General features: G+C 60.5%; 14 protein-coding genes. 8 read left to right on the top strand and 6 right to left on the bottom strand.

Going from position 1 to position 17,815, the window contains the following annotated elements; all coding sequences use genetic code 11:
• The first annotated feature begins 90 nt into the window (after positions 1-90).
• The 3 genes from AACW87_RS08020 (at position 91) to AACW87_RS08010 (ending at position 2,406) form a co-directional block, all read left to right on the top strand.
• A complete protein-coding gene (locus AACW87_RS08020; RefSeq protein ID WP_042865789.1) occupies positions 91-333 on the top strand; it encodes a sulfurtransferase TusA family protein in 243 nt (80 codons plus the stop codon).
• 15 nt (positions 334-348) lie between these two features.
• A complete protein-coding gene (locus tag AACW87_RS08015; RefSeq protein WP_098984412.1) occupies positions 349-1,419 on the top strand; it encodes an AI-2E family transporter in 1,071 nt (356 codons plus the stop codon).
• Between the two features lie 180 nt (positions 1,420-1,599).
• Positions 1,600-2,406 (top strand): MipA/OmpV family protein, encoded by an 807-nt coding sequence (locus AACW87_RS08010; protein ID WP_241324675.1) that lies wholly within the window; start codon positions 1,600-1,602, stop codon positions 2,404-2,406.
• Positions 2,407-2,484: 78 nt separating this feature from the next.
• Here AACW87_RS08010 and AACW87_RS08005 read toward each other — a convergent pair whose 3' ends face one another.
• Entirely contained in the window at positions 2,485-3,285 is an 801-nt protein-coding gene (locus tag AACW87_RS08005) for an alpha/beta fold hydrolase (protein WP_043136935.1), read from the bottom strand.
• A gap of 367 nt (positions 3,286-3,652) precedes the next feature.
• On the opposite strand from AACW87_RS08005, the gene ppk2 reads away from it, so the two are divergent.
• Positions 3,653-4,468: a polyphosphate kinase 2 gene (gene ppk2, locus AACW87_RS08000; protein WP_043136951.1), complete on the top strand. Its 816-nt coding sequence runs from the start codon at positions 3,653-3,655 to the stop codon at positions 4,466-4,468.
• A 111-nt stretch (positions 4,469-4,579) separates the two neighbouring features.
• On the opposite strand, the gene AACW87_RS07995 is transcribed toward ppk2, so the two are convergent.
• From AACW87_RS07995 to yejK, 5 genes are all read right to left on the bottom strand, one after another.
• The gene (locus AACW87_RS07995) at positions 4,580-5,716 is read right to left on the bottom strand and encodes an ABC transporter ATP-binding protein (protein ID WP_241324674.1); all 1,137 of its coding nucleotides are present in this window, start codon (positions 5,714-5,716) and stop codon (positions 4,580-4,582) included.
• Positions 5,717-5,802: 86 nt separating this feature from the next.
• On the bottom strand, positions 5,803-6,693 hold the full coding sequence (malG, locus tag AACW87_RS07990) for a maltose ABC transporter permease MalG (RefSeq protein WP_043136954.1): 891 nt from the start codon (positions 6,691-6,693) through the stop codon (positions 5,803-5,805).
• Between the two features lie 12 nt (positions 6,694-6,705).
• On the bottom strand, positions 6,706-8,358 hold the full coding sequence (gene malF / locus AACW87_RS07985) for a maltose ABC transporter permease MalF (protein WP_043557121.1): 1,653 nt from the start codon (positions 8,356-8,358) through the stop codon (positions 6,706-6,708).
• A gap of 75 nt (positions 8,359-8,433) precedes the next feature.
• Entirely contained in the window at positions 8,434-9,615 is a 1,182-nt protein-coding gene (gene malE / locus AACW87_RS07980; protein WP_043136959.1) for a maltose/maltodextrin ABC transporter substrate-binding protein MalE, read from the bottom strand.
• A 395-nt stretch (positions 9,616-10,010) separates the two neighbouring features.
• A complete protein-coding gene (yejK, locus tag AACW87_RS07975; RefSeq protein WP_043136962.1) occupies positions 10,011-11,072 on the bottom strand; it encodes a nucleoid-associated protein YejK in 1,062 nt (353 codons plus the stop codon).
• A gap of 73 nt (positions 11,073-11,145) precedes the next feature.
• Here yejK and AACW87_RS07970 point away from each other — a divergent pair, with 73 nt between their 5' ends.
• The 4 genes from AACW87_RS07970 to AACW87_RS07955 all read left to right on the top strand — a co-directional run bounded on the left by AACW87_RS07970 (position 11,146) and on the right by AACW87_RS07955 (position 17,797).
• Positions 11,146-11,373 carry a YejL family protein gene (locus tag AACW87_RS07970; protein WP_042034515.1) on the top strand — a complete coding sequence of 76 codons (228 nt, stop codon included), beginning with the start codon at positions 11,146-11,148 and terminating at the stop codon, positions 11,371-11,373.
• Between the two features lie 43 nt (positions 11,374-11,416).
• Positions 11,417-13,267, top strand: coding sequence for a DUF3413 domain-containing protein (locus tag AACW87_RS07965; RefSeq protein WP_103471844.1), 1,851 nt, complete (start codon positions 11,417-11,419; stop codon positions 13,265-13,267).
• 307 nt (positions 13,268-13,574) lie between these two features.
• The gene (locus AACW87_RS07960; protein WP_241324673.1) at positions 13,575-15,737 is read left to right on the top strand and encodes a TonB-dependent hemoglobin/transferrin/lactoferrin family receptor; all 2,163 of its coding nucleotides are present in this window, start codon (positions 13,575-13,577) and stop codon (positions 15,735-15,737) included.
• The gene (locus tag AACW87_RS07955; protein WP_241324672.1) at positions 15,737-17,797 is read left to right on the top strand and encodes a prolyl oligopeptidase family serine peptidase; all 2,061 of its coding nucleotides are present in this window, start codon (positions 15,737-15,739) and stop codon (positions 17,795-17,797) included. The genes AACW87_RS07960 and AACW87_RS07955 overlap by 1 nt, the downstream gene beginning before the upstream one ends.
• Positions 17,798-17,815 lie beyond the last annotated feature (18 nt).

The raw sequence follows: 17,815 nt of genomic DNA, 5'->3' as shown, positions 1-17,815 counted from the left end.
GCAGAATACCCTTGCCCCTCAAGGGCTACAAGCGTTGTTTCGTGCTCTCATCACGACCATAATAGCCGCCTCACGCCTGCTGGAGCCCTCATGGAACACCTCGATCTGACCCCCTGGCGCTGCCCCGAACCGCTGATCCGGCTCAAGCTCTGGCTAAGGGAGGCCAAAAGCGGTCAAACCGTGACCATTCGGCTGGCCGATGCCGGCTCCCGGCAGGACATTCCGGCCTATCTGCAACGTCAGGGTCACCCCTTCACTGTGCAGCAGGCGCAGGACAATACGCTCTCTTTGCAGTTGGTCGTCGGGGCACAGCACCATCATGAGCCCCGGTAACGAAAGGATGCTGTCATGTTAGATGTGCTCAAACGCTGGTATCAGACCCGCTTCTCCGACCCCGATGCGGTCACCCTCTTCCTGTTGCTGGTGGCCTGCTTCGCCGTGCTCTGGCTGTTTGGCGATCTGCTGGCGCCGCTGCTGGTGGCGCTGGTGATGGCCTACCTGCTGGAGTGGCCGGTGAGCCGGCTGCAGCGCCTCGGTCTCTCCCGAACCCTGGGCACCAGCCTGATCCTGCTGTTGTTCATCGCCCTGACGGTCATGGCATTCCTGGGCCTGATCCCGACGCTGGTGAGCCAGGGCATCAACCTGGCCAAGGAGTCCCCCTCCATGCTGGCCCATGCCCAGGACTATGTGCGCACCCTGCCGGAGCAGTATCCCGAGCTCATCAACGTGACCCTGGTCGAGACCATCATAGACAACATTCGCCAGCGCATTCTGACCGGTGGCGAGCAGCTGGTGAGCGCCTCCCTGAACTCGCTGGTCAACGTGGTGGCCATCCTCATCTACCTCATACTGGTCCCCTTGATGGCGTTCTTTATGCTCAAGGACAAGCAGGTGCTGATGGGCAGCCTGCGCCGCTTCCTGCCGCGCAACCGCACCCTGGTCAACCGGGTCTGGGTGGAGATGAACGAGCAGATCCTCAACTACATCCGCGGCAAGGTGATCGAGATCCTCATCGTCGGGGTCATCAGCTACGGCGCCTTTGCCATGCTGGGGCTGCGCTATTCGGTGCTGCTGGCGGTGGCGGTCGGCTTCTCCGTGCTCATTCCCTACATAGGGGCCGCCGCCGTGACGGTACCGGTCGCCATGGTGGCCCTGTTCCAGTGGGGGTTGACCCCAGAATTCACCTGGCTGATGGTGGTCTATACCGTGATCCAGGTGCTCACCGGCAACGTGCTGGAGCCCGTGCTCTTCTCCGAGGCGCTCAACCTCCATCCGGTGGCCATCATCATAGCCGTGCTGGTGTTTGGCGGGCTCTGGGGATTCTGGGGCGTCTTCTTCGCCATTCCCCTCGCCACCCTGGTCAAGGCCGTGCTCAACGCCTGGCCCAAGCGCGATGACGCCCCCCAGCCAGGAGCCTGACGAGGCGCCTTCCCGCACCCCCGCTTCATCCCCACAGGGCATCTCTTCGGACATGCCCTGTGTCATCTTGAACATCTGCTAGCTGGCGCTGTCAGCGCCCTGATAAAGTGCGCTAATATCCAGCCTCACAGTGCCAACCGACCAGGATGGACGCCTCACGTTCATGGAGCCCGAGCGACAATGACCCTACCTAGCGCACGCCGGCTTGCCAGCGCACTCACAGCCCTCACACTGCTCAGTACCGCGGCCCATGCCGAGATCGATCTGGGTTCCCTCGACGTGTTCGCCCACGACAGCCCCACCAGTCCTGTCCCCAAGGGGCTGGTGCTGGGGACGGCGGTCATAGGCGGAGATGCGCGCTATCAGGCGCAAGATGCCGCAGGCTACGTCATTCCCGGCTTCATCTACTTTGGCGACCAGTTCATGTACCTGGGCGATCGGGCCCGCTACTACTTCTACAAGGATGAGACCCTGGCCGCCTACGGCTATGGCCGGCTGCGCTTTGGCAACCTGGATCCCGACGAATATGCGCAGTTCAACGGCATGGAACCACGCAAGTGGGAGCTGGAAGGGGGCATGGGAGCCAGCCTGATCACCCCCTACGCCCTGCTCAGCACCCGCCTCAGCACGGACGTGACCGGCCGCAGCCAGGGCCAGGAGCTGCTGCTGTGGGCCGACTTTCCCATCATCCGCGACCGGCTGCTCATCATGCCCGGCATGGGGATGATGATCCGCAGCAGCAAGCTGGCGAACTACTACTTCGGCGGCGTTTCCGAGAGCGAGGCCACGGCGCAGCGACCGGCATGGGACACGGGGGCAACCCTCTCACCCATGGTGGCCATAGTCACCAGCTACCGCTTCACTCCCAACTGGATCGGCATGTTCGCCGCCAACTACGAACGCTATGACGAGGAGGTTGCCAACAGCCCCCTGGTCCAACACCAAGGGGAGCTCTACGCCGGCTTAGGGATCGGCTATATCTGGTAAGCCGCGCCGCCACACCATCACAAGCAGGAAGGGAGCCCATGGCTCCCTTCCTGGTCTGGCAACATGGCCGTAGCTGTATCAGAGGTCGGCCAGAAACGCCGCCAGGGCCTGATTGACGAAGGCGGGATTCTCCAGCGACGAGATATGACCCGCAGCGGGGATCTCCTTGAAGGGGCAACCCAGCACCTCGGCCATCAGGTAGCCTTCCAGCACGGGGCGTGCCTTGTCTTCGCACCCCGTCATCACCAGCGCAGGCATGGCCATCTCTTCCAGCCAGTCGATGCGATCTTCCCGGGTCACGAAGCTGCGCCCCACCGCCACCATGGCGGCGATCTTCTCCCCTGGCCAGGCGGCGAGACGCCCCTTGAAGTCGGCCATCAGGGCCACATCCGGCTGGTTGGCAAAGAACAGCGGCGCCACCTGCTCGACGATGAGGGCCGGTATGGTGCCGAGCTGCCCAATCATGCCCAGCATGCCGAGGTAACGTTCGCAGGTGATCTGCGGCTCCAGGCCGACGAAGCTGTCCATCAGCACCAGACCCTTGATGCGATTTGGCGCCATCCTGGTCAGCTCCACACCCCACATGCCACCGATGGAGAGGCCCACCAGCACGCACTCGTCGATGCCGAGGCCGTCGAGCAGGGCCAGGTGATCCCGCGCCAGGGTCGCCAGGGTGCAAGGGCCTTCCGGCAGCAGGTCGGAATCACCGTGGCCCCACAGCTCGGGCACTATGCAGCGGTACTGGCTCTTGAGCGCGGCGACTTGCGGCGCCCACATGGCGCTGTCCCACAGGTAGCTGTGACCAAACAACAGAACCGGGCCCTGCCCCTCGTCCAGATAGGCCATTTGGCGGCCCGCTATCTCCATAAATTGCTTCATGTTTTCTCCTGTTGCCAACTGCTGATGATGGGACGGCAGTGCAAATCGCCATAAATGGCTTCATGTTTTTTCCATTGCCAGCGGCTGATGAGGCGGCTGTATCAATCGCCATAAATGGCTTCATGTTTTTTCTATTGCCAGCGGCTGATGAGGCGGCAGTATGAATCGCCATAAACTGCATCATGTTTTTCTATTGCCAGCGGCTGATGAGGCGGCCATCACCAGCGCCATACACCGCCTCATGTTTTCTTCTGTTTCTGTTGCCAGCGGTTGACGGGGCGGCAGTGTAACACGTCGCCCTTGGCAGTGGCGCCTCCCTGGTGCAAGCTGGGGTGACGCACAAAAAGGACTCAAAAAGGAGAGAGCCATGCCCAAGGAAAAGAGCAAGAAACGCCCGCGCCTGGACAAGAAATGCTACGAGCACCACCTCGCCCACCTGCAGGAGGAGCTGGTCAAGCTGCAGGAGTGGGTCAAGCAGGAGGGGCTGAAAGTGGTGGTGCTGTTCGAGGGACGCGATGCCGCCGGCAAGGGGGGTGTCATCAAGGCGATCACCGAGCCCCTCAACCCCCGGGTCTGCCGGGTCACGGCCCTGCCCGCCCCCTCGGATCGGGAGCGATCCCAGTGGTATTTTCAGCGCTATGCCGCCCACCTGCCCGCCGCTGGCGAGATGGTGCTGTTCGACCGCTCCTGGTACAACCGGGCAGGGGTCGAGCGGGTGATGGGCTTTTGCAGCGACAACGAGTATCGCGAGTTTCTGCGCGCCTGCCCCGAGTTCGAACGCATGCTGATCCGCTCGGGGATCACCCTGATCAAGTACTGGTTCTCTGTGTCGGACGAGGAGCAGGAGAAGCGCTTCAAGGAGCGTATCAACACCCCCATCAAACGCTGGAAGTTCAGTCCCATGGATCTGCAATCCCGTTCGCGCTGGGTGGAGTACTCCCGCGCCAAGGATGACATGTTCACCTACACGGACACGCAAGACAGTCCTTGGTTCGTGGTGGAGGCGGACGACAAGCGCCGGGCCCGCCTCAACTGCGTCGCTCACCTGCTCAGCAAGGTGCCCTACGAGGCGATCCACTACGAGCCCATCACACTCCCCCCCATCAAGACCGAGGGATATGAGCGCCCGCCCCTGACCAGCCAGACCTTCGTGCCCGACATCACGGCCGCGCTGGAGACCTGAGCAGAGGCCAGGGAGCCAGGCCTGCCGGACGAGCCCCGAACGGCAGGCAATAAAAAGCCGGTCTTGCGACCGGCAAAAAGGCATTGAATTTAGTGGAAAACCTCGGCGCCATCAGGCTCTTACATAGCGAGCCATGCGCGGGAAGGCTTGTTCGTTGGCATCGAACAGGTAGCAGGCTTCGGCCGGAATGCCGACGCTGTACGCCTGACCCGTGGCCACGTCGATATCGGAATGCGCCTTGACGGTGAAGTCGTGGCCATCCACATCCATATAGACGAAGGACTCTGCGCCCAGATGCTCGGCCACCTGCACGACGCCGGTCACCTTGCTGTGCGCATGGGGGTGATCCAGGGTCACCAGGTGCTCGGGGCGAATGCCCAGCTCCACCTTGTCACCGACCGTGCCGCGACGGGCATCCACCCGCGCCCGCACCGTATCGCCGGAAGTGAGCTTGACCACGCACTCCTGCTCGCCGATTTCCAGCAACTCACCCGCCAGGAAGTTCATCTTGGGGGAGCCGATGAAGCCCGCCACGAACTTGTTGTCCGGGTTGTGGTAGAGATCGAGCGGGGTGCCGAACTGCTCCAGGTTGGTCTCGGCATCGCCCTTGAGCGGGCTCAGCACCACTATGCGGTTGGCCAGCGTCATGGCCTCCACCTGATCGTGGGTCACGTAGATGATGGTGGAGTTGAGCTCCTTGTGCAGCTTCGCGATCTCGATGCGCATCTTGACCCGCAGGGCGGCATCCAGGTTCGACAGGGGTTCGTCAAACAGGAATACCTGGGGCTGCTGGACTATGGAGCGACCTATGGCCACCCGCTGGCGCTGACCGCCGGAGAGGGCCTTGGGCTTTCTGTCCAGCAGGGGCTCAAGCCCCAGGATCTCGGCGGCGCGCATCACCCGCTTGTGGATGTTCTCCTTGTCCATCTTCTTGAGCTTGAGGCCAAACGCCATGTTCTCGTAGATGTTCATGTGCGGGTAGAGGGCATAGGACTGGAACACCATGCCCACGTTGCGCTCCACCGGCGGCACGTCGTTCATGTAACGACCGCCTATGGTCAGCTCACCGCTGGTGATGTCCTCCAGGCCTGCGATCATGCGCAGCAGGGTGGACTTGCCGCAGCCGGACGGGCCGACGAAGACGATGAACTCCCCTTCCTTGATGGCCAGGTTGATGTTGCGCAGCGTGTCCTTGTGGACAGCCGGATCGTAGTTCTTGCGAACGTTGTTGAGTACTACTTCAGCCATGACGAGCTCCGCTCTTGAATCTGTGCAAATCGTGATGGCGGGGGGAGTCAGCTCCCCCGGCCATTAAAACCGTTAGCCGTTAATCGTTAACCTTTCACGCCACCGGCAGTGAGTCCACCGACCAGCCAGCGCTGCGCCATCAGGAACACCACTGTGATGGGCAGGCCAGACAGCACGGCGGCCGCGGCGAAGTCACCCCACAGATAGTTCTGCGGATAGAGGTATTGCTGGGCACCGACCGCCAGGGTCAGGTTGTTCACATCCTGCAGCAGGATGGAGGCCACGGGCACCTCTGTGATGGTGCCGATGAAGGCCAGAATGAACACCACCGCCAGTATGGGCACCGACAGGGGCAACAGGATCAGGCGGAACGCCTGCCAGGGGGTAGCCCCATCGATGGCAGCCGCTTCTTCAAGCGAAGAGTCTATGGTCTCGAAGTAGCCCTTGATGGTCCACACGTGCAGCGCTATGCCGCCCATGTAGGCCAGGATCAGGCCGCCGTGGGTGTTGAGACCCAGCCAGGGCACATAGTCACCTATCTTGTTGAACAGCGCATAGATGGCCACCAGCGCCAGCACGGCCGGGAACATCTGGAAGATCAGCATGCCCTGCAATATGGTCTGCTTGCCACGAAAGCGCAGGCGGGCAAACGCATAGGCACAGGTGGTCGACAGCGTCACTATCATCAGCGCCGTGATGCACGCGATCTTGATGGAGTTCCACAGCCAGGTCAGCACGGGGAACGGCGGCGGCGTTATGCTGCCATCGGCGTTGGTGATGGACATGCCGAGCGCCAGCTTCCAGTGATCCAGGGTCGGATTGGAGGGGATGATCTCCCCCACCGAGAAGTTGCCGTTACGAAACGAGATGGCGATGACCATGATCACCGGGAAGATGATCAGCGCCAGGAAGCCCCACATGACCAGGTGGGTTGCCCACACCCGGTATTTGACTGATTTGGGTTGTACGATAGCCATTGAGAAGCCTCCTTACTGTTGCTTGTCGGCTTTGGACAATTTCAGGTTGAGCAGTGCAAGCGCGCCGACGATCAGGAAGATGGCGGTGGCGATGGCACTGGCCAGACCGTAGTCCTGACCACCCGAGCCCTGGAACGCGATCCGGTAGGTGTAGTTCACCAACAGATCCGTGGTCCCGGCCGGGGTACTGGCGCCTATGATGTCCGGTGCCCCGTTGGTCAACAACTGTATGAGTACGAAGTTGTTGAAGTTGAAGGCAAAGGATGCGATCAGCAGCGGTGTGAGCGGCTTCATCAAGAGCGGAACCGTGATCTTGAAGAAGTTCTGCACCGGACCCGCACCGTCCATGGCGGACGCCTCATAGAGATCTTCCGGGATGGCCTTGAGCAGGCCCATGCAGAGGATCATCATGTAGGGGTAGCCGAGCCAGGTATTGACGATGAGGATCATCACCTTGGCCAGGAAGGGGGTGGTGTACCAGTCCGGCTTGATGCCGAACGCCGCTTCCAGGAACAGGTTGATCTCGCCGAAGTTCTGGTTGAACAAGCCCTTGAACACCAGGATGGAGATGAAGGCCGGTATCGCGTAGGGCAGGATCAGCATGACCCGGTAGAAGCCGCGACCTCTGAGCTGCTCCCACTGCACCAGGCACGCCATCACCATGCCGATGGCCAGGGTGAAGGCCACTGAACCGGCGGAGAAGATCACGGTCCAGACGAAGATCTGCATGAAGGGACCCTGGATACCCGGGTCTGTCATGATGCGCACGAAGTTTTTCCACCCCACGCTCACCACGAAACCGGGGGCCATGCCCTTGCCGACAAACTGTCCCTGCTCGTCGATGTATTGATAGAAGCCGGTGTCGCCATTGGGCAGCATCAGCTCGCCGGTCTGGGTGTCACGCAGCAGGTTGCTGTCCTTGATCACCACGCCGGACTTGAGCACGGCGCCATCCATCAGACGGGTGTATTGCTGTTTCTGGGCGGCAAACTTGCGCAGGCTGCTCAGGGTCAGGTGAGTGCCGCCATCCGGCAGGACCAGATCCAGGTCACTCAGGTGAGTACGATGCTCAACGATGGCACGGATCGGGGCGGCCTTGCTGGCCGCTTCGCCAGTGAAGGGCTGCAGTTCGACCACTTGCTGGGTGCTTTGCACTCGGCCCTCACGGGTCGCCAGCTCACGCGCCTTGTTGTTCATCAGGGAAACAGGTTGACTGATAAAGGATTGGTCGTCCTGTTTCAGCAGCAGCTGAAACTGATTGTTCTCACCGCCCAGCAGGGTGAAATCGAACTCACCGCCCGCCACCTTGTAGCTTTTTTTCAGATGGTAATCCCGTGCCTGCTCGAGGGAGAGCAAGTTGGATCCCGAATAGTTGGTGAAGGCGATGCCGATCGTGTAGGCAAGAGGGAAGATGATAAACACAACCATGCCAGCCACACCGGGGAAGATATAGCGGTGGGCATAGGTCTTCTTGTTCATGAAGACATACAGACCGACGGAGACCACCACCAGATCGAGCAGAGCGAATACCCACTCACCGCTGGCGTACATCATCACGGCCGCATAACCGTTGAGGATGGCTACCAGAGCAGCGATGGTCCACTTAAGCCAGGTGTGCTTATCCTTCGGACCGGCATAGGATTCAATAGAAGGTACTACTTCCATGCCAATTAACCTTTATAACGCCAAGAGAGATTTGAGAGAGTGGGAGGCCATTGCGGCCTCCCGGGTAGTGCATGCTTACTGAACGATACGCTTGGCAGCGGTATCCAGGGCTTCGTCAACGCTCTGACGGCCGGAGGTCACGTTCTTGAGGGCAGTTTCGAAGGAAGACCAGAAACGGCTCATCTCAGGCACGGACGGCATAGGCTCGCCATTCTGGGCGTTTTGCATGGTCGCCTTGATGTTGGCATCGGATTCCAGGGTCTTCTGGAAGGACTTCAGTGCCACGGCGCCCAGCGGTTTGTCGGCGTTCACCGGTGCCAGACCGGCGTCGGTCAGCAGATAGTTTTCCAGGAACTCGATGGCCAGATCCTTGTTCGGGCTGGCGGCGTTGATGGTGGCACCCAATACGCCAACGAAGGCTTTGGCCGGCTTGCCGTTCAGAGTCGGCAGCGGCGCTACGCCGTACTTGATGCCGCTCTTGTCCAGGTTGCTCCAGGCCCAGGGACCGTTGATCATCATGGCCACTTCGCCCTTGTTGAACTTGGCGTCCATCACACCGTAGTCGATGCCTTTTTCCAGGTGACCGGATTTGATCATCTCGGAGATGTAGCCCACACCGGCCTTGGCGCCTGCGTTGTTCACGCCGGTGTCTTTCACGTCATAACCGGTAGCGGTTTTCTTGAAGGCGTAGCCACCGTTGGCAGCCACCAGCGGATAGCTGAAATAGGGGGTGTCATAGGCCCACATGATGGCGCGCTTGCCGTTCTTCTTCAGAGTCTCGTCAATCTTGGCGATCTCTTCGAAGGTCTTCGGCGGCTCAGGCAGCAGATCCTTGTTGTAAATCAGGCTGACGGCTTCCACCGCAACCGGGTAACCGTAGGTCTTGCCATCGACTGCCATGGCATCCCAGGCGAACTGTTCAAACTTGGCTTTGGTGGCTGCGTTCGGGGTCACGGGGACCAGCAGACCGGCCTTGACCCACTCACCGTAACGGTCGTGAGCCCAGAAGAAGATGTCCGGGCCGTTGCCGGTGGCAGCGGCTTGCTGGAATTTCACTTCCACCTGATCAGGGTGAGCAACCGTCACCTTGATGCCGGTTTCGGCTTCAAACTTCTTGCCGACTTCAGCCAGACCATTGTATCCCTTGTCACCGTTAATCCAGATGGTCAGTTGACCTTCGTCAATGGCGGCGGTGGCAGAGCAAGCCACGCCCAGAGTAGCCAGACCGATCAGGGATGACAGCAATTTCTTTTTCATGAGCCTTTCCTTGTATTAGTTCCGCGCTGTAAGAGCATTGTGTGCGAGATGAATATTATCCCAAGCCGTCACCGCCTCACATGACGCAACTCGCATTTTTGAAATGCAATTACGTATTTTCTTCCAGAAAGTTCTGAAAACATTTTCTTATTTCAGGGGGTTATCGCCATTTATTGGCATATTCCTCGCCAAAAATGGAAATTAAATTACCAAATGGAAATAAAAAAACACGAATGAAAGGGTTTTCACCTCATTGAAAACCCTTTCATGGTGGTTATTCTGTTTAATTTGTTAACAAAGCACCGAGTTGGTTTCGATGCGACTTACCCCCTTAAATAAAAAGACACCGCAGCGAAGTGCGGTGTCTTTTTGCCAAAAATGGAAAGCAGATCACATTACGACTGGCGCAGCAGCTGATCCTTGAGATTGGGCGGCACGCCACGAATGGTCAGGGTGTCGGTCTGGGGATCGTAAAACACCCGGCTGTTCAGCAACTTCTGCTCGAAGCTCAGGGTCAGCCCACCGCCGGATCCGACGAACTTGGTCAGGCCGCGCAGGGTGGAGCGATCGGCGGGGAAGCGATCCTCCAGCTCATACTCCTGGCCGATGAAGCTGTAAAAATCGAGGTCGCCCTCGCCCGCTTCTTTTGCAGAGAGTTCGGCGGAGAGCTCCTTGATTTCGATCTCTTCACCGGCGCTGGCCTGCTCGGTGCAATATTTGAAGACCTGCTTCTTGTAGTCGTTGCGCTCGGCGGGTTCAAGCTGACGGCTGTCGCAATAATCGTCCACCGCCTGCAGCAAGCCCTTATTTTGCACCTTGGCATCCATCCCCTCGCGGGCACCCAGCAGATCCATGAAGAAGTCGCCCAGTTTGCGACCGACCCGCCCCTTGCTGAAGGTGATATATCGGCGAGAATCCGGCTGGGTTTTCCATTCGGTCAGATCGATGCGGGCCACCAGATTGAGTTTGCCGATATCCAGATAATGGATATGGCGCAAGTCCAGCGCCTCGCTGACGGTGACGCTCTCCTTGCCTTCCAGCAGGGCAAGCATCAGGTAATCGACCCCGACGTAGTTGTATTTGGCAAACAGCAGCACCCCCTGCTCATCGAGGGCGTGATCCACCAGGTTTTTCACCAGCAGCTGGGTCATGTTGACCGAAAAGGGCACGAATTCAGTCTGCTCGCCGAGCAGTTGCTCGAGGGCGATGCGAAAAGCGGGAGAAGGCTGCTTGGGGGCGTCCTCACCGTCGGCCAGCTCGGCGACGGCGGCTTCGGGGTCGGCAAAGAAGCCGAAGCCCTTGCCACCCTTGCCGTTGTAAATGCGATGCAGCTCCGCCATCAGCCCCTGTACCGCCTCATCGGCAGGCAGGGTCTGGCTGCGGGTGTCGGCGTGAGGTTGACCATCGCCGCCCTGGCGCAGGGAGTGAAGAATGATCTTGTCGATATCGAGACTCATGTCACAAAGCCATAGTGTTAGCCGAAAGGGTGAAGTATTATAAGGCGCTTTGAACCGAGATGAACCCAAGATTATGCCCATCGTATCAAAGTACACAAACCAGCAATTTGATGACCTGATGAATGACCTGATCACTGTACTGGAGAAGCACAAAGCGCCAGTCGACCTCAGCCTGATGGTGCTGGGTAACGTGACAACCAATATCATCAACGGCATGGCCCCGGCACAACGCCAGGCGATCACTGAAAAATTTGTCCAGGCACTGACTTCCTCGGTCGACAATCGCCACGACGCACACTGAATCGCCGCTTTTTTTTGACGTTTCTCAAAGCAGATGGATCACTATGGTCGAAACCGGCAACCCCTATCGTGATAATGTCTCTCGCCTGATCACCTGGGGGCATTGGTTCTCCTTCTTCAACATCATACTGGCCATGCTGATTGCCACCCGCTATCTGGGGGCGATTAGCTGGCCGTCGACCACGCTCGGCGTGACCTATCTCATCATCAGCTGGATAGGTCACTTCTCGTTTCTGAGCTTTGTCACCTATCTGTTGACGGTATTTCCGTTGAGCTTCGTGCTGCCCAAAGAGAAGGCGCTGCGCTTCATTTCGGCCATCATAGCCACCCTGGCGCTGGTGCTGCTGCTCATCGACACCCAGGTGTTCCAGCTGTTCAAGTTCCACCTGAACGGTCAGGTGTGGCAGCTGCTGCTGGATCAGGCCCAGACCGAGGAGGGCTCGATCTGGAGCATCATCTTCGTGGCGGTGCCGACCATCTTCCTGCTGCAACTGCTGCTGTCGGCCTATGTGTGGCGCAAGATCAACAAGCGCAAACGCCGCCAGTATGGCAATCAGGTGGGACTGGCGCTGCTGGTCTGCTTCATTCTGACCCACGTGGTCAACAGCTGGGCCGATGCTACCCTGTATCAGCCCATCACAATGCAGCGCGCCAACTTCCCGCTCTCCTATCCCATGACTGCCAAGAGCTTCCTGGCCAAACACGGCTGGCTGGATCTGGATCAGTACGAGAAGAAGGCCGAATCCCAGGACGGCGACAGCGCGAGCCGCTTGCGTTACCCGCTGCGGCCGCTCAGCGTCAATGCCCCCGTCGAGCACAAGAATCTGCTGATCGTGGTAGTGGACTCGCTGCGGGCCGACATGCTCAACAACATCAACATGCCCAATCTGCAGCGCTATGCGGATCAGCACCTCAACTTCCGTAACCACATGAGTGGCGGCAACGATGATGTGATGGGGATGTTCAGCCTCTTCTATGGCCTGCCCGGCCACTATTACGACGACATTCGCAACGACAAGACACCGCCTGTGCTGTTCGACGAGATGCTGCGCCAGGACTATCAGTTCGGCCTGTTCGGCGCGCTGGAAGATGCCCAGAAGTATCGCCAGAGCATACTCTCTGGCCTGCGCAAGCAGGTGTTCGTCTCAGAGCAGACAGATGACAACCAGCTGATCGGCGACTGGCAGCAATGGCTCGCCAAGCGTTCACCGGACAGACCCTGGTTCTCGCTGGTCTATCTGTCGAGCCCGGGTGATTACCAGCTGCCGGCCAACATCAAGGGGCCCTTCCAGCCCGAGCTGACCAAGTTCAATCCGGCCACCGCCTATCAGGCCGAGAACCTGCAAAAGCTGGAGAATCGCTACAAGAACACCGTCTTCTATACCGATCAGTTGCTGGAGCAGATGCTGACCCAGCTGCAACAGCAGGGGCTCAATGAGCAGACCATAGTCGTGGTGACCTCCAACCACGGTCAGGAGTTCAACGAAACCCAGAACAACAGCTGGGGCTATGGCACCAACTACTCGCCCTATCAGGTGCAGGTGCCCTTCGTGCTGGCCTGGCCGGGCAATGACAGCCTGCCGCAGAGTCAGGTGAGCAGTCACCTGGATCTGGTGCCGACCCTGATGCAAAGCATGCTGGGGGTACGCAATCCGGCGCGGGACTACAGCATAGGCCGCAACCTGTTCGACACCAGCCCGCGCAACTGGCTGCTGGCGGGAGATCAGCGCGACTTTGCCATCTATCAGGGCAACACCATCACCCACTTCAACAAGCAGGGTGACTTCGAGTTGCTGGAGCGCAACAGCTACCGACCCATCAAGCACGGCACCCCCGACATGGGCGTCATGATCCAGGTGATGAACGAGCTGAACCGCTTCTATCGCGCCCCCTGAGGCCAAGCCCGCTCGCACTGAACAGCCCGCTCTCGCAGCGGGCTTTTTATTGCGTCTCCGTCAGCACAACCTGAAGAGAACACCTCGGCACTCATAGCCAATCGGTGCCTTTCATCCCCAGTGACCCGCCAGATCGCCTCCCAGAGAAACGCAAACGTTCGCCCCTTCCTTGCTGAGCTCGCTATCAAAAACACTAGTCTGATCAGGATCATAAAAACAAAATGATAATGATTATCAATCGTTGATCTAGCTGGACCTCTCTGCAATAATCCGCGGCCTTCAGGCTCAAATAATAATTATTCTCAACATGAAAACACTGCTTCACTACTGGCCCATGCTGCTGTCCGGTACAGCGCTGGCCGCCGGCGATCCCGCCGGAATAGACACCTCCGGCACCACCCCGCCCAAGGCGCGCGAGACCATAGTGGTCAAGGGACAGCGGGTCGAACAGAAACTGTCCGACATCTCCGGCTCCATCACAGTCATCACCGAAGAGGATCTGGAGCGCCAGATCGCCACCGAGCTCACAGACGTGTTCAAGAACGAACCCGGCGTCTCTGTGACCGGCTCGGCGGGCCGGCCGCAAAACATCAGCATCCGCGGCATCGGCGGCAACCGGGTGCTGATCATCAAGGATGGAGTCAGGGTCAGCGACGGCTTCGGCGCCGACGACCTCAACGACAAGGTGGGCCGTTTCAACTTCGATCTGGATGACGTCAAGCAGATAGAGGTGGCCAAGGGGGCGGGCTCCGCCCTGCACGGCTCGGACGCCATCGGCGGTACCGTGGTCATCACCACCAAACAGCCGGAAGATTACCTGCAGGGGCAGGATGCCTATCTCAGCAGCAAGGTCCTGCACGACGGCAGCAGCGACAAGCAGAAACTGAGCGCCACCGGCGCCGCCCGCTGGGGAATGACGGAACACCTGCTGCGCCTCTCCGGCTGGCAGGGACACGAGACCGCCAACTACGACCAGAGTCGCATCCCGGCGGATCTCGACGGCCTGAGCGCCTCCACCAGCTCTCGTTTCACCCTGAATGAACACCATCTGCTGCGTCTCGAGCTCGACTACTTCGAAGACAACGCCAAGCGGGATCAGGGCCCGCGCGAAATACCCCAACCCGACGGCAAGTGGCAGGTGCGCCAGTACCGCGAGAACAGCACCCAACGCTCCCAGGGCGGCAAGCTGAGCTGGGAGGCCCGCAGCCTGGATCATCTGCTGGCGGATCAGTTCACCTTGAGCCTGCACGGCAATCACGCCAAGAACAGCGCCAACAAACGCAGCCTGCTGCAAAATGACCTGCTGAGCGGCTATCCCCGCTATCGCAGCGAACGGGAGCTGGCCACCTTCAGCGAGGATCTGATCGGCAGCGAGCTGGATATCCGCCGCGATCTGACAACCGGCGCCATCGAACACAAGTTGAGCTATGGCGTCGAACTGGAGCGCGCAAGCCACGAGCGACCGGTCGACAAGCTGACCTTGGAGGCGGGCATTCCCCAGCCCGGCCAATCCGCCCCCTTCAGCAGTGCCCGCACGGACCGCGTCGGCATCTGGCTGGGGGATGTGGCGAGCCTTGGCCAGTGGCAATTCACCCCCACACTGCGCATGGATCACCAGTGGCTGAGCCCGCAAGATGGCAAGGGCGCCAGCAATCACAGCTGGCACCTCTCCCCGAGTCTGGCCACCAGCTACCGCTTCAACGATCAGTGGCGTAGCTGGCTCAGCTATGCCAACGGTTTTAGTGCCCCCTCCTACGACAAGGTGTACGGCAATATTCCCCACTACTTTGCCCTGCCACCGTTCGAGATCATCGCCAACCCGGACCTCAAGGAGGAGACCAGCCATAGCTTCGAGTGGGGTGTGAGCGGTGAAGGGGATGAGTGGAGCATCAAGCCGGCGCTCTTCTACAACCGCTACTACAACTTCGTCGACTGGCGCCAGGTGGGCTTCCGTCTGAGCGACGGCGTCATGCTGCGCCAATACCGCAACGTGGCCAAGTCCGAGACCTGGGGCGCCGAGATCGCCGCCAGCTACTGGCTGACCCAGCAGTGGGAACTGGCCACCAAGTTCGGCTGGGTGGATGGCAAGGACAGCCAAGGCGAGTCACCGCGCAACCTCACCCCGCTGGAGGGCAATACCCGCCTCAGCTATCAGGCCAACGACTGGAACCTGGGGCTGCAAGCCGACTATGCCGCCGCCATGAGCCGGGTGCCCACTTGCGGCAACAGCCTGACCCAGCAGCAGAGCGAGTGCATGAAGAGTGCGGGCTGGCTCAGCTTCGCCCTGACTGCCGACTGGCAGATCACAGACGCCCTCAAGGCCAACCTCAAGCTCGATAACCTGCTCGATACCCGTTACACCCGCTATCAGGATGTGGCCGGGCAGGAAGCGGGCAGCGATGCGGGACTCTATACCCAGACGGGCCGCTACCTGAGCGCCAGCCTGCGCTACACCTTCGTGGGGATCTGATGCACGCGCTATTGATAATGACGGCTCTGCTGGCCAATCCGGCGGCCTCCCTCACCGAGGCCGCGAGCATGACGGCAACCACCACGGCGCCACAGAGCGCGCCAGCCATTGCCAAGCATCCCCTGTTGATGAAGGGCAAGGTAGCGCGGTGGGATCCCTATGGCGGCTGGCGTGACGACAGCCGCCAGGATCCCGCCCTGCTGGCCATGCTGGCCGAGCAGAACCGCTGGACCGAGCAGCAGCTCGCCAGCCAGCGGCCGCTGGAGCAGGCGCTGCAAGCCGAGTGGCAGACACAGCCGCGCGGCGAGCCCATGCCCGCCGAGTGGCACACTGAAGCGGGCAGCCAGTGGCGGATGGAGGCCAACGGCAGCCTGTGGCAACGGGCTGATGACAAGGCGCAGCCCCGTCAGCGACTGGCGCAGCGTCAACCGGCGAGCGGCTATTACGAGCTCGCCGGCTGGGCACTGCACCCGAACGGACGCTGGCTGGCCCTGGCCGAAGATCTGCGTGGCGATCTGGACTACCGCATCACCCTGCTGGATCTGGATAGCGGCAAGACACAAACCACCCTGGCGCACAGGGCCGCCGATCTGCTCTGGAGCCTGGACGGCAAGACCCTCTACACCCTTGCCAACGAGCGCCGCACCCTGCGCCCATGGCAGCTGTGGGCCTGGCAGGATGGCAAGGAGCGGCTAGTACACCAGGAGGCCAATCCCGCCTGGCTGCTCAGCCTCTATGGCACCACGGATAAACGCCACCTGCTGCTGCAGAGCAACAACCACGACAGCTCGGAGCAGTACCTGCTGGACGAGGGAACCCCCTCTCTGCTCAAGGCCCGTCAGGCCGGTGTCGAGTACTACCTGGATACCCAGGGGGAGCGAGTGCTCATCAAGAGCAACAAAGATGGTGCCCTCGGCCTTTATCAGGTGACCAGTCTGGCACAGGTGGCCGAGGGGCACTGGCAACCCCTCTGGTCCGGCGAGAACAAGAGCCTGGAGAAGTGGCGCCTGTTTGCCGACCATACGGTCCTGCAATACCGCAAGGCAGGGGACGACTGGCTCGATGTGCTGGATTCAAGCGGCCAGCTCAGCCAGCGCGTGCATCTCACCGAGGGCGCTGGCACGGCCTGGATCCAGGGTGCTCATGACCCGGCCAGCCAGCAGATCCTGATCCGCCGGCAAGGGATGGCCGAGCCGCCCCACCAGCGCTGGCTCAATCTGGCCAGCGGTCAGTGGCAAGCTGGCGCGCAGACGCAGGCACCCTCCCCCTACCGAAGCGAGCGACGCTGGGTGCTGGGCAAGGATGGGGTCAAGGTGCCCGTCTCTCTGGTGTGGCGCACCGACATCACCAAGCCCAAGGCGCTGCTGCTCTACGGCTACGGCGCCTATGGCACCCCTATGCGCCCCTACTACCAGCCCCAGGTGCTGAGCCTGCTGGATCGCGGTTTTGTCTACGCCATCGCTCACGTGCGCGGCGGCGGCATGCTGGGAGATGACTGGTATCTGGCGGGGCGCGGCCGGCAAAAACAGCACTGCGTGGACGACTTCCTGAGCGTGGCCGAGGCGCTGGCCCGGGATCCAGCCATCGATCCCGCCCGGCTGTTCGCCATGGGCGGCAGTGCCGGCGGTCTGCTGGTGGCGGCGGCGCTCAATCAGGCGCCAACCCGCTTTGCCGGCGCCGTGTTGCAGGTGCCCTTTGTCGATCTGCTCGGCACCATGAGCGATCCCGAACTGCCGCTCACCCGCCAGGAGTACGCCGAATGGGGCAATCCGGCCATCCCCGCCGACTATGCGGCCATGCGTCGCCTGAGCCCCTATGACAACCTGCAACGGCAGCCCTATCCCCCGGTTTACGTAACGGCCGGGCTGCACGACAGCCAGGTGCCTTACTGGGAGCCGCTCAAATGGGTCGCCCGGCTGCGGGAGCACAGCACGGGCACGGGCCCCTATCTGCTGAGTACGGCTCTCGACAGCGGCCACCAGGCCAGTACCGGCAAGGCCCACCAGCAGGCGGCCCGCGAGTATGCCTTTCTGCTCACCCTGGCGGGTGTCAGCCAGTGATCCCTTTTCTCATTTTTG

It is taken from the genome of Aeromonas sp. MR7 (genome assembly GCF_963899385.1).
GTDB classification, from domain to species: Bacteria; Pseudomonadota; Gammaproteobacteria; order Enterobacterales; family Aeromonadaceae; genus Aeromonas; species Aeromonas bestiarum.
This window is presented reverse-complemented; position numbering and strand designations above follow the sequence as displayed.

Bases quoted from the DNA above. Each gene is read 5' to 3' on its own strand.
- AACW87_RS08020 (WP_042865789.1), top strand. From the start codon at position 91: ATGGAACACCTCGATCTGACCCCCTGGCGCTGCCCCGAACCGCTGATC.
- AACW87_RS08015 (WP_098984412.1), top strand. From the start codon at position 349: ATGTTAGATGTGCTCAAACGCTGGTATCAGACCCGCTTCTCCGACCCC.
- AACW87_RS08010 (WP_241324675.1), top strand. From the start codon at position 1,600: ATGACCCTACCTAGCGCACGCCGGCTTGCCAGCGCACTCACAGCCCTC.
- AACW87_RS08005 (WP_043136935.1), bottom strand. From the start codon at position 3,285: ATGAAGCAATTTATGGAGATAGCGGGCCGCCAAATGGCCTATCTGGAC.
- ppk2 (WP_043136951.1), top strand. From the start codon at position 3,653: ATGCCCAAGGAAAAGAGCAAGAAACGCCCGCGCCTGGACAAGAAATGC.
- AACW87_RS07995 (WP_241324674.1), bottom strand. From the start codon at position 5,716: ATGGCTGAAGTAGTACTCAACAACGTTCGCAAGAACTACGATCCGGCT.
- malG (WP_043136954.1), bottom strand. From the start codon at position 6,693: ATGGCTATCGTACAACCCAAATCAGTCAAATACCGGGTGTGGGCAACC.
- malF (WP_043557121.1), bottom strand. From the start codon at position 8,358: ATGGAAGTAGTACCTTCTATTGAATCCTATGCCGGTCCGAAGGATAAG.
- malE (WP_043136959.1), bottom strand. From the start codon at position 9,615: ATGAAAAAGAAATTGCTGTCATCCCTGATCGGTCTGGCTACTCTGGGC.
- yejK (WP_043136962.1), bottom strand. From the start codon at position 11,072: ATGAGTCTCGATATCGACAAGATCATTCTTCACTCCCTGCGCCAGGGC.
- AACW87_RS07970 (WP_042034515.1), top strand. From the start codon at position 11,146: ATGCCCATCGTATCAAAGTACACAAACCAGCAATTTGATGACCTGATG.
- AACW87_RS07965 (WP_103471844.1), top strand. From the start codon at position 11,417: ATGGTCGAAACCGGCAACCCCTATCGTGATAATGTCTCTCGCCTGATC.
- AACW87_RS07960 (WP_241324673.1), top strand. From the start codon at position 13,575: ATGAAAACACTGCTTCACTACTGGCCCATGCTGCTGTCCGGTACAGCG.
- AACW87_RS07955 (WP_241324672.1), top strand. From the start codon at position 15,737: ATGCACGCGCTATTGATAATGACGGCTCTGCTGGCCAATCCGGCGGCC.